We start from the raw sequence: 13,625 nt of genomic DNA, 5'->3' as shown, positions 1-13,625 counted from the left end.
CGCCTTTTTTCTTCCTAAAGCCTTCTTTTTCCCGTGTTTGATTAATAAACATAGGTAAAGGAGGCATCGATTATATGGAATTTGAACTCATCCTCGTTTTATTCATGGCAGTCGTGGTCATCAGCCTTTGGGTCGTGCATTCCAAGCTAAACCGGATCACCGAGCATGTGCAGCAGCTGGATGAAGAATACTTGTCCGATGAGCAGATTGAGAAGGAATTAGAGGAAGAATGGTATAAAGACAAGTAGTGATAAAGGCGTTTCTCAGCAGAGGGACGCCTTCCGTATTTTTGATAAAGGACTACCATTCTAATTGGCAAGTTGATACGATTAAAAATAGAAATAAACGAAAAGGGAGGGGCAAGGATGAAGCATAAGGACTTGACCATCGAAACACCCAGGCTCGTCATCAGACCCTTTGTAAACAGGGATTACCAAAACTGGTTAAGGGGACATCTGAACAGGCTCCCATCCCAGCATAAATATGACGTTGGCTATCAGGACATGAGTGAGTGTACGGAGTTTTGGTTCCGGGAGATGCTTGTGAAGCATGATGAGATGATCGATCGGGACCAGGTCTATATTCTGGGGATCTTTCTGAAAGAAGGTGGTACGAGTATCGGGACCATCGACTTCTCCACTCTGATGCGGTACAACTTTAACTGGGGCAGGATCGGTTATATGGTACATAATCGCTACTGGAACCGTGGATACGGGAAGGAAGCGGTGAAGGCAGCCCTTCAGCTGGCTTTTGTGAAATTGAATTATCACCGGATCGAGGCCCATATCAATCTCGATAACGCGCCATCGATCAGCCTTGCAGAAAGTGTCGGCATGCAGTATGAGTGCACGCGGAAAGGGTTCATTTATGAGTTTGGGAAGTGGACGGATAATCTGGTGTATTATGTGAATGCAGGGGAGTCATAAAAAAACGATGAGAGCTCATGTGCCCTCATCGTTTTTTTATTATAAACCTTCGATGGTCAGTTCTTTCACTGGCAGGAATTCCTCCCCTGTATCCATGTACTTCACGTTCACCTTGTCATTTTCCTTCAGATAGATCGCAAGTAAGCTGTTTTCGGAAGAGACAATATAGTTTTTGCCGTTATCAAGTAAGAATGATACGACCGTGTAGTCACCTGACTTTTCTTTATAGACACGGACGACTGTCCCATTTGTCTGTTTTTCCTCGGCTTTCGAGCTGCCGTCAACGCTTCCGCCGCCGCGTTGGAGTGCGGTTTTGTATTGCTTCAATGCCTGGTTTGGCGTATTGGCATAGGCAGAGATTTCCGGATTGGCTGCAGAGACGATAAAGTAGTTCTGTAAGAAACCATTCGCATCGAGCACCGGAGTCAGCCAGCTTGCTTCTCCGTAAAAGTTATAGAGCACCGGCATTTCGCCATCCCATTTTTTCTCGATGAATTTCTTCTGGATGATCTGCAGGGCTCCCTGTGAATCCATGTACGATTCTTCAAGGTTTCCTGTATAGAACGTTGCTTCTCCCGTTCTTGAGTTCGTCAGGGAGTAACCGAGCATGGAATCGACACCTTCTTTTGGCGAGGTGAAATCGGTGAAGTAGTACATGTCACCATTTTCGTCAAAAATAGGGCTCACATTGGCTTCGGTCCCTTCATCTGAAGGGAGCTTGACGTCTGATTTACCGAAGCGGCTGTTCCAGAATCCTTGAACGTAGTTACCGAAATAACTGTTCTGGAGGCTGACGGTTTCCGGTGAAATCGCTCCGTCAATGAAATCCGGTACGTCATCGATTTTGTATGACTTGGTATCACCGGATTTAGGGTCTACCATGACGATTCCTTTCGCTTCAAATCCGTTACGTGCAGAAATGAACTCACCGTACGTTCGAATATAGAAGGGTTTTCCTTCGTCATCGATCTCAAGCTGAACATCACCATTGAAGATCTGCTTCGGATAGTTCAAGCGGATGTGTCGCTCGATTTTTTTATTAAAGAAGGCAGATGGTGTGTAAACCATTTCTTCTTTGATGAATTTAGGGTTTGCTGATGAATCGGTGGCACTTAGCGTGAAGTAACCAGGTGTTTCATCCCCTTTGAACCATTTGAAGAATCCGGAGAATTCAACCGGTGCAATGTAGACATATTCGCCATTGACCTTCTGAATCTGCAGTCGTCCAAGCTCATAGTAACTCGTATTCGGAACCTGACCGAATGCTTTCTTCATTTTGTTACGGGCGAATTGAGGAGGGACGCTTGCCGGCGTTTCTTTTTCATCAAACGCTTCTATTTCCGTTTTTACGTCCATTTTCGCTGATTCAAATTTCTGATCGGCATTGAACACAAAGGCGGTCAGAAAGTAAGTCCCGACGATGAGACTTCCAAGGAACAGTACTCCCTTCACCTTTCGTTCGGTCCCGGTTGCAAGTGTGGCGCCGAATCCTGCGGCTACGATGAGCAAGATCCACATGCTCGTAAAGTTCTGATCGAGATTCGTCAAGTAATAGAAGACAAATACAACGATCGTCGTGATCAGGAGGGTGGCTCCGAACAGTGCTGCAAATGACGGATACCCCTCTTTTTTATTCTGCTTTTTCATGATTGCCATCGGTACGACGAGTAAGGCCATGACCAATCCGACAATGACTGAAAATAGTAATATATTTCCCATAGTGTTCCCCTTTCAAGGTTGTGTTTCTGTTTATAGTGTATATACGGATGAGGGGGTGGGGAGGTTTCAATTGATTTTGAGAATGAGTTGGGATCGTGTGTTGACTGAGTGTTCGATCGGGACAGCGGTGTGGTTTTTGTCGATAAATGTAGAACGGTCGATAAAATTCAAATTCCAACAACCATCCTCAGAAAGAATACTCCTAAACCCCATTCAAACTCACAAAAAAAGCAGCCAATCCAAGATCAGCTGCTTTCTCCGTCACCCAAAACCACTTCAACCCCGAAGTGATCCGAGACAACAGGCTTATTTACATGATTAAAGATGACACGTGAAGACTTAACATCCACTTTCTCACTTGATAACACAAGATCAATCCTTAAATCGACCTTATTTTCATCCCATCCGGCAATCTTCCCTTCAACGGTGACGCCACTATCCCGTTGGGCAGCTTCATCAAATGTATCCAGGAGACCTTTTGAAAGAAGATAATCGTATCCTTCTTCCCGAACCCATGCATTATTATTGAAGTCACCCATTAAAAAGAAGGGGGATTCAGGGGTGACTTGCTCCATCAAGGAGTCCACTTGAAATTTGAATGGTTCTTCTTCATCTGTCCACCAGCCCAGGTGGCAGGAGTAGAAGGTGAAGGGCTTTCCTTCATATGAAATCGTGGCCCCTACGATCTTACGGGTTTTCCAGTAGGATTGGTCATGGCTCTTTGAGATGAAGAAGCGGTGTTCTTCGACGACCGGATGTTTCGTTACTATTGCCACGCCTTCTTCGTACACGTCGTATCCGATATGAGCGAAGTCCCAGACGAGAGTATAATCCGTCACACCGAGTTTCTCCAGTTCCCCAAGAAGGACGAGGGCAAAATTGTCTTTTTTAACGAAGCCCCCGACTGGTTCACTTTCGATCAGCTGACTGACTTCCTGAAGGGCAATGACATCGTAGGATTTCTCCGCGATGTCATGCGCCAGGGTTGAGATTTTTTCGAGTTGGTTGTCTTCCTGCCATGAGTGACAATTCAACGTGAGTAATTTCATGAATTACGCTCCCAGTAGATCTTGAATGTCGGACTTGATGACGTCTGCTTTCGGACCATAGATGGCTTGGACGCCTTTGTCTTTCAGGATGAGTCCTAATGCTCCGTTTTTCTTCCATTCCTGTTCAGTCCCGACAAGGCTTGTGTCTTTTACTGTCACACGAAGACGGGTCATACATGCATCCACGTCTACGATGTTGTCTTTACCGCCAAGCATGGCAACGACTTTTGGCGCGATGGAATCAGCACTTACGGTACCACCGCCTGTGGAGGCTTCATCTTCAATGTAGTTCCCATTACGCCCCGGTGTCGGGAAGTTGAACTTTTTGATCAAGAAGTTGGCAACCGTAAAGTTAAGAGCAAAGAATACGATACAGGCAATCACGAAGTTCACAAGGTCGACCCATAGACCAGCTTTGATGATCATCGGCACACGAGTCAGGAGCTCGATGGATCCGAATGAGTGAACGCGGATGTGGACAATATCCACAATCGCGAAAGCAAGCCCTGTCATGATGGCATACACAACATATAAAAGGGGGGCTGCGAACATGAACATGAATTCGATCGGCTCAGTGACACCTGTTAAGAATACGGCTAAACCAGCTGATAGAAACATAGATTTGTATTTCTTCTTCTTGTCTTTATCCACATTTCGGTACATGGCATAGGCGATACCGATCAGGGCAGCTGTGGATAAGATCATTTGACCTACTTTGAAACGGGCAGGAGTGACATCATTTAATAATTGTTTATAGCTTTCAGTATCTCCTGCAGCAAGGAAGTTGTTTAAGTCAGCGATCCAGGCGAGCCAAAGTGGATCTTGACCTGCAACCGTTGAACCGGCACCGGATCCTGTCAGGATTTTGTACGTTCCGCCAAGTTCTGTGTAGTTGATTGGTACCGTTAGCATGTGATGCAAACCGAATGGCAATAGTAAACGTTCTAATGCACCGAATACAAATGGTGCAATGATTGGTGCTGTGTTACGGGATGTTGCGATCCATTGACCGAAGTCATTCAGTAACCCCTGGATGAATGGCCATACGATTGCCATGATGACAGCGATGATGATGGAGCCCACAATCACCACAAATGGTACGAAACGTTTTCCATTAAAGAAGGAAAGGGCATCAGGTAATTTACTGTAGTTATAATATTTGTTGAAAAGATTGGCTCCCAGGAAACCTGAGATGATCCCGACGAATACACCCATATTTAAAGCAGGTGCACCAAGGACCGATGTGAAATAATCGGAAACCACTAAGGTTTGTCCGAAAAGGGAAGAGACTGTTGCTTCGGGATCCCCAAGCATATCTCCGTTAACTCCGAAGATCGCGCCTGTAATACGGTTGATGAGGATAAAGGCGATCAGAGCAGCGAAGGCTCCTCCTGCACGTTCTTTCGCCCATGAACCACCGATGGCTACGGCGAACAGGATGTGAAGATTGGTGATGACACCCCAACCAATGTCCTCCATTACTCTTGCAATCGTTTGCACTAAAGTGATGTCTCCACCCATCATGGCAATTAACTTACCGAGGGAAATCATGATCCCTGCAGCAGGCATGACGGCCACAACTACAAGCAACGCTTTCCCGAATTTCTGCCAAAAATCGAACGACAATAAATTCTTCATAAACCCGTTTCCTCCTTTAATATCAACCTATTTATCTCTATATTTTACATTGAATAACATGTGTGCGTTTACATTTCAGATTAAAATGAAATGCTGATGGGTGCCTATTCATGATTAGAGCGCTATGTAGCATGAAAATAGATGCAACCGTTTGCACTAACTAAACACATTTTATGATATCCCTTTCAAGAAAGCAACAACAAAATATTATTTTAGTAAAATATTATTAGGGAGAGGGACGGACCTTGGTCGGATAGGGTATGTTGCATGGGGTGTGGATAACTATTCTGGTTGTTTAGTAGCGGGAGGAATGAAAGGGGAAATGATTTCATGGATGTGGATTGTGGATAATTTTCAGGGGTGAAAATGGTGGATATATTGTGGATGTAATAGGGGTGTGGATAAGTGTCAGAGAATCGGTGGACCGTCACAAGAAAATTCACAAAAAAACATCCAATCCCTTAAGATTGGATGTTTATCAACATTATTTCAACAATCGCAGACCATTTAATATAACCAAAATCGTACTACCTTCATGCCCGATGACCCCATAAGGGAGATCAAGGATTTGCAGGAAGTTCGAGGCGATCAACAGCATAATCACAACAATCGAAAACACTACGTTCTGTTGCACGATCCGCTTCATCTTTTTAGATAGTTTAATAGCTTCAGCAATACGCGTGAGATCATTTTTCATTAACACGACATCGGCTGTTTCCAGGGCGACGTCGGTTCCTTCACCCATGGCGATTCCTACGTTGGCCGTGGCAAGTGCCGGTGCGTCGTTGATTCCGTCACCGACCATACCGACCGTACCGAATTGGCGTTTCAGCTTTTTCAGTTCGTCTACTTTCGTTTCCGGCAGGCACTCGGCAATGAAGGAGGCAACCTTGGCTTCTTCGGCGATGGCACGGGCCGTTTTTTCATTGTCACCCGTCAGCATGATGGTTTGGACGCCTTCATTTTTCAAGAGTTGCAAAGCTTTGATGGTTTCTTTACGCACAACATCTTTCAGTGCAATCAAAGCGACAATTTCATTCTCTCTGGCGACGAAGACCGTCGTTTTTCCTTCCGAAGCGATTCGTTCAAAGGCACCATCCATAAATTGTTCTGCTAACACTTTATCCACAAAATCTGCTTTCCCGATCTTCCATTCAGCTCCGTCCACAAGTGCTTTGACTCCCCAACCCGATACGTCTTCGAGGGAATCCGGCTGGAAAAGGTCCAGGTTTAACTCCCGGGTTGAATGGCGGACAATCGCTTGAGCAAGAGGGTGATTCGACTGGTTTTCAATCGAAGCAACGGTAGTCATGACTTCACGTTCATCCATATGATCCGTAACCACGATATCCGTTACGACGGGTTTCCCTTTCGTCAACGTTCCTGTTTTATCAAAGGCGATGGCTTTAATGTTGCTCAAGTTTTCCAAGTGAGCTCCGCCTTTAAAAAGGATTCCGTGACGGGCACCGTTAGAAATCGCCGATAAACTCGCTGGCATGATCGCGGCAACCAGGGCACAAGGTGACGCGACAACGAGCAGGACCATTGCCCGGTAGAATGTTTCCGTCCAGCTCCACCCCAGTAGGAAGTGGGGAAGGAACATCATCAGGAATACAACGGCAAGCACGACTTTTACATAGGTTCCTTCAAAGCGTTCGATGAACTGCTGTGAAGGCGACTTTTCGCTTTGCGCGGATTGCACAAGATCAATGATTTTTTGGAAAAGGGTTTCGCTGCTCGGTTTGGTCATTTCAACCGTGATGGCACCGTTGATGTTGACCGTTCCTGCGAACACTTCATCTCTTTGACCTTTCGTTACAGGGACTGCTTCTCCGGAAATGGCTGCTTCATCGATGGACGTTGTTCCTTTAACGACCACTCCGTCTGTTGGCACGCGTTCACCTGGTTTAATTAAAATATGGTCGCCGATTTCAAGGCTTGAAACATGGACTTTCTTTTCACCAGATCCTGTCACGAGCCATGCTTCTTCAGGCTGAAGCTGCATGAGCGCGGAAATTTCTTTCTGACTTTTGTTCATCGTATACGTTTCAAGTGCTCCGCTGACTGCGAAGATGAAGATGAGGATGGCGCCCTCTGTCCAGTACCCAATGATGGCAGATCCGACTGCGGCAAATATCATCAGCATTTCTACATTCAGTTCTTTGTTTTCAATGGTTTCTTCGATTCCTTCTTTGGCTTTCGCGAACCCGCCGATGGCAAAGGCGAGGAGATAGAAGATAGTGCTTAAGGTGGAGTCATCGTTTGACGTCAACCACCCCATTAAAATAAACACACCGCTGACCAGCGCGGCAATCAATTCTGCATGAGGCTTTATTTTTTCAAAGAAGTGTATTTTTTCATTTGGTGTCCCCATGGTTAAGGCTTTGGATTCTGAACTCATAGCGTATTCCTCCTTCAGTTAAATGAAAATATGAGATTCTCATTGAGAATAATAATCAACGTCATTACCCCTATAAAACGACGAAAGCTGCCACCGATGAAAGGTGACAGCAAAACTGCATGTGCTCTTAGATGAATGTATATGAAGTTAGTAATTTATAATTATTATAAATAATCCTATCACATGTATATGATAATGGAAAGAGTTTTGTGCTAGTTATTCTGGGTTATTTCTCCACGTCGATTTTGGATGGAAAAGACGAGTAGGCTTACAAAAATCATCAGCATCATGCATGCAATTAAATAGAAGAAGCTTGAGCCTTTAAACCAGTCGATGGTGATTCCGCCCACGAATGGACCGATCATGCTTCCGAAGCTGAAGAAGATCCCACACATGATGTTTCCGGCAGGAAGTAATTCTTTTGGCAAAAGATCCGTCATATAACTAATACCGAGTGAAAAAGTCGATCCGACAGCCATCCCGGCTAACGTAAAGCAGATAAATAAGCCCATGGTGGATTCAGAGACGATTCCTGCAGCCGAAAAGCAGAGAAAGCCGATCATCATGACGATGAGCAGGACATTTTGTCTTCCATATTTGTCACTCAGAATCCCAAGTGGTACCTGGGATATAATACTTCCCACGGCAAAAGCAGGCAGGAGGATGGCGACGGCTTCAATGGAAAGACCGTTTCGAAGGGCGAACACAGGGAAGTTCCCATTTAATGAAGCTTCCAGGAATCCATATCCCAATGGAGGCAACAGGGCAACCCATGCATATTTGAGAACCTTTCCGAAGCGCTGGAACGAACCAAGGAACGAGGCACTGCCGATATTTTGCTGATCGGGGAATTCATTTTGTAATTTAAAGACGAACATCCACACGATCAGGCTTAATAAGGAAGAGACGATGAACGGCAGCGCCTGATGGATGGTGATGAGCTGTGTCATCATCGGTCCCACGGCAAAACCGACTCCAAAAGAGACCCCGTAGATGGATATATTACGCCCGCGATGTTCTTTTGGTGAAAACGATGTGATCCATGTCTGGGTGGCGAAGTGCAGCATATGATCGCCGATTCCGATGCAAAGACGCAGGAAGAACCAGAACCAGAAGGATTTCCAAACCGGGAACAGTAAGAGTGACGCTGCGACCACGATTCCACCGATGATGATCATCGGCTTGTATCCGATTTTCTGAAGTGGTCTTTCCATTAAAGGAGAGGCGAGTAAGATTCCTATATATAGGGCGGTTGCGTTTAATCCGTTCAGGGAGGAAGAAACGCCGTCCTGTTCGAAGATAATGGCGATCAACGGAAGGAGCATCCCTTGTGAGAAGCCCGAAATCGCCACGATCCCGACAAGGACCCAGAAGCGGAAGGTCAGTGTTTGATTCATTTGCAAAAACTCCCAATCATTGATGATTACTTCTTTGATGGTACCCCCAATTTCATCGTTTGGCAATACGAAACGAATAGAGTAAAATCAAACCATCTACTAACATAATAAGGAAGGAATGAAGTGAAAATGGAATTTAACATGCAAGAAGGCGGATTTTTCACAGATTTAGGGTTTGGGAAGCTGGAGGTTTCGGGTAACGAAGAGTATGGCTTTCGCCCATTCCAATTATTGGTTTCATCCGTAGCCGTGTGCAGCGGGGGAGTGCTCCGAAAAGTCCTGGAGAAAATGCGCATCGAATTTGACGACATACATATCAAAGCCGACGTAACCCGCAACGAAGCCGAAGCAAACAGAGTCGAAGCCATCTCCCTTCACTTCACCATCAGAGGGACGGACCTTAACGAAGCGAAAATCGAAAAAGCCATGAAGCTAACCCGCAAAAACTGCTCCATGGTCCAATCCGTACAAGACAGCATCAAAATCGAAGAAACGTTTGAGTTAGTGCAGTAAAGCGATGAGGGACGGACCTCTATTGAGTATATCCCCTATTGTATCAAGGTTATAGCCAGGTGAAGGTCCGTCCCTCAACACAGTAAAGGACGGACCTCTAAATCAGCATTATCCCCTTAAATCAAGGTTCTCATCTGATCGAAGGTCCGTCCCTCTTTAGGTGTCCTCTATAGGCTTAGTTCCTGGGGTTCTTTGCCTGTTTTTTCGTAGTAGAGGATGGTTTTGGGTGTGAGTTTGAGGAGCATGTATTCCGGGTCATCTGGGCTTGCGATCCAGGATTTGAGTTGTTCGTTCCAGAATTTTTCTTTCAGCTCTTTGGATTCTTCCACAGTTGCCTCTGCTTCGATTTCTACATAGTGCTCATGATCTGAGTCGCGGTCATGGCCCAGGAGAATATGAACATGAGGGTTCTGTGCGATGTCTTCCGCTTTGTGAGCATGTTCATTGGTTGCAGTGTAGAGAGTAAGGTCTTCATGGTAGAACATCATAAAGCGTGAATACGGTTTGTTATCACGAATGGTGGCAAGGGTGCCGGTTTTATGGTTGGAAAACAGCTCGACGATTTTATCTTTTAAGGTTTGTGCCATGTGTGGTACCTCCTAAGTGGGTTCTATCTATAATGTGTCTAATCTCCCTTGATTTAAACAAATTTTCTTTTAGAAAGAAGGATCTTACACATGAATAAAGTATTCGCACTGCTTGTATTTGCCGGTGTTCCGATCTCGGTCATCGGCTCACTGCTTCATTGGCCGAATGTCATCATGTTCGTGATTTACTGTGTGACGATCATTGCCCTTGCTGCTTTTATGGGAAGGTCGACGGAAAGCTTGGCCGTTGTGTCAGGACCCCGTATCGGCGGATTATTGAATGCGACCTTTGGAAATGCGGTAGAACTCATTATTTCTATTTTTGCGTTAAAAGCTGGTTTGATCGGCGTCGTACTGGCGTCCTTAACAGGATCGGTGCTTGGAAACCTGCTCCTCGTTGCCGGGTTGTCCTTCTTTGTTGGGGGAATCAAGTTCAAACGTCAGAAGTTCAATGTATTTGATGCCCGTCACAACTCGGGGCTCCTCATGTTTGCGATCATCGTGGCATTCGTGATTCCGGAAGTATTCGCACAGGATATGAATGAGGCGAAGACCATGACCCTTTCCATCGGGGTTTCAGTTATCTTGATCGCCCTTTATTTATTTGCACTATTCTTTAAATTAGTCACTCACCGAGGGGTGTATCAGCATGAAGGCGAAGAGGGTGCGCACGCTCATGAAGAGCCGGAGTGGAGTAAGGGGAAAGCATTGCTGATCCTTGCCGCTTCCACTGCTGCCGTTGCCTATGTATCGGAACGCCTTGTTCATACGTTTGAAGAAGTCGGGAACACATTCGGCTGGAGCGAGCTCTTCATCGGGGTCATCATCGTAGCCATCGTCGGAAACGCTGCCGAGCATGCGTCGGCAATCATTATGGCTTATAAAAATAAGATGGATATCGCAGTGGAGATTGCAGTCGGATCGACCTTGCAAATAGCGATGTTTGTAGCACCGGTCCTTGTATTGATTTCACTGTTTTTCGAAACAAGCATGCCGCTTGTGTTTACGTTACCGGAGCTTGTGGCCATGGTATCAGCTGTTCTTGTCACGATCGTCATATCAAATGACGGGGAGACGAACTGGTTCGAGGGACTCACCCTTTTGGCGGCATACGTCATCATGGGGATTGGGTTTTATCTTCTATAAAAAAATGAAGGACCCGGCAGGTGAGTCTGTCGGGTCTTTTCTTTGTCCTGTGAAAATCGTGTGAACCGCCTACTCATTCCTGAATAAGATAACAGAAGAGTTTTTGTGCAAAGGAATGAGAATGGTGAGAAAAAAGAAAAAACCGCCCTTAAGCAAAGTCATTGATTGTAAAATCGATTTACCTCCGAGAGGATGTCCCGGGATTTTTCCCTTTGAAGGGTGTACAAATCCTACCATTCAACTAGATCATAAAGAAATGATCAGCTGTGAAGGCATCATCAGTGGCAGGGTGCTATGCGATTATCAACCCCTCCAAGGTGTCACGGTTAATCTGTCGTCATCATTCCCGGGGCTGGTCCTTGATAACCCGAATCCCGTCACGGACAGCACCGGCCGGTTTTCAACGAGAGTGACTGTGGCTCCGGGAACTTCGATTATTCCTAACGTCATCGTGACCGCAACGGCAATGGTCATTGGGAAGACCATCAGGGATTCGATATCAGTAAGAGTGGACTGTATTAAATGTAAACATCCTGAACTGACGCTGGATCCGATCAAGGAGCCGGTCGGGTGCAAGGGTGCAAAGCTTTCTGGACGACTCATCTGTGATGGAAGGGCAATAGGAAATGCGGCCATTTCATTTATTATTGAGTCACAATCCAAGCGTGTCGTTATCACTCCAAATCCTGCGATTACGCAGGGAGACGGGAAATTCACGGCAACCCTCGTCCTTTTTCCTGATGTGAATGAGACCATCACGATTACAGCAACAACGAAAATTGGCGGTAAAAGGGTTTCCTCAGAAACCAGAGAAGTGAAGGTTCGCTGCGTTAAATGTAAGAAACCGGACATAAAGTTGAAGAACTTAAAGAAGATCGATTGCCGTGCCATTGTGGTTGGGAAAATCACGTGTGATGGTGTACCCCAGGCGAATGTCCCAGTAACATTAACCGGATCCCAAATTCTGAAGTTTAAGCCGCCTGTCCCGGTGACCAATGAGAAAGGAGGATTTTCATCGGTCGTCAAGGTGAAAAGTGGAACTGAATTTCAGTCTGCTTTCTATAAGGCGGAAGCGGTGATTGGCGGGAAAACAGTGACAGACACTGATTATGTCATTGCAGGCTGTAAAAGGTGCGAAAAGCCAAAACTGACTCTCGAAGTGGAGTGCGAGGTCATCCCTTGTAAAGGCGCCAAATTGTCAGGACAATTACTATGTGACGGAACCCCCATCCGACATGTACCGGTCACGATTGATATCTTGGATTCATCACCAGGTGCTGTGGAAGTAAAGCCAAATCCTGCCCGGACCAATGATCAAGGTGAATATGAAACAATGATCACACCAGTATCGGGAAAATCTGAAGTCATATCGATTCAGGCGATGACAACTTTAGATTACAAAGTGATCAAGTCTATGATCAAAACGGTGAAAATCCATTGCCCATGCAAAGATCCGACCATTGAACTGGATCATATAAAAGAAATAGACTGCTGCGGGCAAGTGAGCGGTAAAGTATGTTGTGACAAGTTGCCTTTGGATGATGTGAAAGTGAAGTTGTTCAGTCCTGATTTGAAGTTTGAACCGGATGTTGTGTCTACAGATGAACACGGGAGATTTACCAGTGACGTCAAAGTGCCGACGAATACGCCTTTCAAAGAGGTTAAGTATTCGGCAAGCGCCGTGGTAGGGGATAAGGAAATTTCAGAAAAAGCCTTTGTTTATGCGGGGTGCCTGAAATGCAAGGAGGTCAAACTGACGCTTAAAGTGCCTCCGTATGTGGGATGTAAAGGAGCCCGCCTCACAGGAAGAGTGCTATGTGACTCCAGGCCACTTGAAGATACCAAGGTACACTTTGAAATAGAAGGAAAGCACAATAAGGATATCATCGCACCAAACCCTGCCATCACAGACAAGGAAGGAAACTATTCAGCAAAAATTCTTCCTGAATACGGAATGCATGATCGTATTTCAATCCAGGCTTTTGTCGTCATTGATGGCAAGAAGGTTTCCACCAAACCATATGACGTACACATCAAATGTGTCTGTCCACCTGAAGAATGTTCCTGTGAGTATGATTAAAAAAGCAGCGGAGTTCAATTATGAACTCCGCTGCTTTTTTAGGGAATGTAGGAATGATTGAAAACAGACCAGATTGCTTTGTAGGTAGAAGCCTGACTGTTTTCGTATTAATAATAGTATAAAATAATAATTGAATTTTGTAAATATTCTTTCAAATAAATTTTTTGGG

11 protein-coding genes are annotated in these 13,625 nt (G+C 45.4%); 5 read left to right on the top strand and 6 right to left on the bottom strand.

Features of this window, described 5'->3' with window-relative positions; genetic code table 11:
* Nucleotides 1-74 precede the first annotated feature (74 nt).
* Complete coding sequence (locus ACXAF2_RS20935; protein ID WP_187443194.1) at nt 75-248, top strand: hypothetical protein; 174 nt, start codon at nt 75-77, stop codon at nt 246-248.
* Between the two features lie 117 nt (nt 249-365).
* Complete coding sequence (locus ACXAF2_RS20930) at nt 366-926, top strand: GNAT family N-acetyltransferase (RefSeq protein WP_475141559.1); 561 nt, start codon at nt 366-368, stop codon at nt 924-926.
* Nucleotides 927-965: 39 nt separating this feature from the next.
* Here ACXAF2_RS20930 and ACXAF2_RS20925 read toward each other — a convergent pair whose 3' ends face one another.
* The 5 genes from ACXAF2_RS20925 to ACXAF2_RS20905 form a co-directional block, all read right to left on the bottom strand.
* The gene (locus ACXAF2_RS20925; RefSeq protein ID WP_475141557.1) at nt 966-2,645 is read right to left on the bottom strand and encodes a hypothetical protein; all 1,680 of its coding nucleotides are present in this window, start codon (nt 2,643-2,645) and stop codon (nt 966-968) included.
* A 245-nt stretch (nt 2,646-2,890) separates the two neighbouring features.
* Nucleotides 2,891-3,694 carry an endonuclease/exonuclease/phosphatase family protein gene (locus tag ACXAF2_RS20920; RefSeq protein ID WP_475141556.1) on the bottom strand — a complete coding sequence of 268 codons (804 nt, stop codon included), beginning with the start codon at nt 3,692-3,694 and terminating at the stop codon, nt 2,891-2,893.
* 3 nt (nt 3,695-3,697) lie between these two features.
* A complete protein-coding gene (locus ACXAF2_RS20915) occupies nt 3,698-5,332 on the bottom strand; it encodes a PTS transporter subunit IIBC (protein WP_475141554.1) in 1,635 nt (544 codons plus the stop codon).
* Between the two features lie 484 nt (nt 5,333-5,816).
* A complete protein-coding gene (locus ACXAF2_RS20910) occupies nt 5,817-7,733 on the bottom strand; it encodes a heavy metal translocating P-type ATPase (RefSeq protein WP_475141552.1) in 1,917 nt (638 codons plus the stop codon).
* A 212-nt stretch (nt 7,734-7,945) separates the two neighbouring features.
* Complete coding sequence (locus ACXAF2_RS20905) at nt 7,946-9,130, bottom strand: MFS transporter (protein WP_475141550.1); 1,185 nt, start codon at nt 9,128-9,130, stop codon at nt 7,946-7,948.
* Between the two features lie 129 nt (nt 9,131-9,259).
* Here ACXAF2_RS20905 and ACXAF2_RS20900 point away from each other — a divergent pair, with 129 nt between their 5' ends.
* Complete coding sequence (locus ACXAF2_RS20900) at nt 9,260-9,643, top strand: OsmC family protein (RefSeq protein ID WP_475141701.1); 384 nt, start codon at nt 9,260-9,262, stop codon at nt 9,641-9,643.
* Nucleotides 9,644-9,810: 167 nt separating this feature from the next.
* Here ACXAF2_RS20900 and ACXAF2_RS20895 read toward each other — a convergent pair whose 3' ends face one another.
* On the bottom strand, nt 9,811-10,230 hold the full coding sequence (locus ACXAF2_RS20895) for a pyridoxamine 5'-phosphate oxidase family protein (RefSeq protein WP_148967419.1): 420 nt from the start codon (nt 10,228-10,230) through the stop codon (nt 9,811-9,813).
* A gap of 90 nt (nt 10,231-10,320) precedes the next feature.
* On the opposite strand from ACXAF2_RS20895, the gene cax reads away from it, so the two are divergent.
* Entirely contained in the window at nt 10,321-11,376 is a 1,056-nt protein-coding gene (cax, locus tag ACXAF2_RS20890; protein ID WP_475141548.1) for a calcium/proton exchanger, read from the top strand.
* 124 nt (nt 11,377-11,500) lie between these two features.
* The gene (locus ACXAF2_RS20885; protein ID WP_475141547.1) at nt 11,501-13,456 is read left to right on the top strand and encodes a hypothetical protein; all 1,956 of its coding nucleotides are present in this window, start codon (nt 11,501-11,503) and stop codon (nt 13,454-13,456) included.
* Nucleotides 13,457-13,625: the final 169 nt, after the last annotated feature.

This window comes from Rossellomorea sp. ABR4_004, assembly GCF_056159585.1.
Note: the sequence above shows the minus strand (reverse complement) of the source record. Positions and strands in the feature narration are given on the sequence as shown.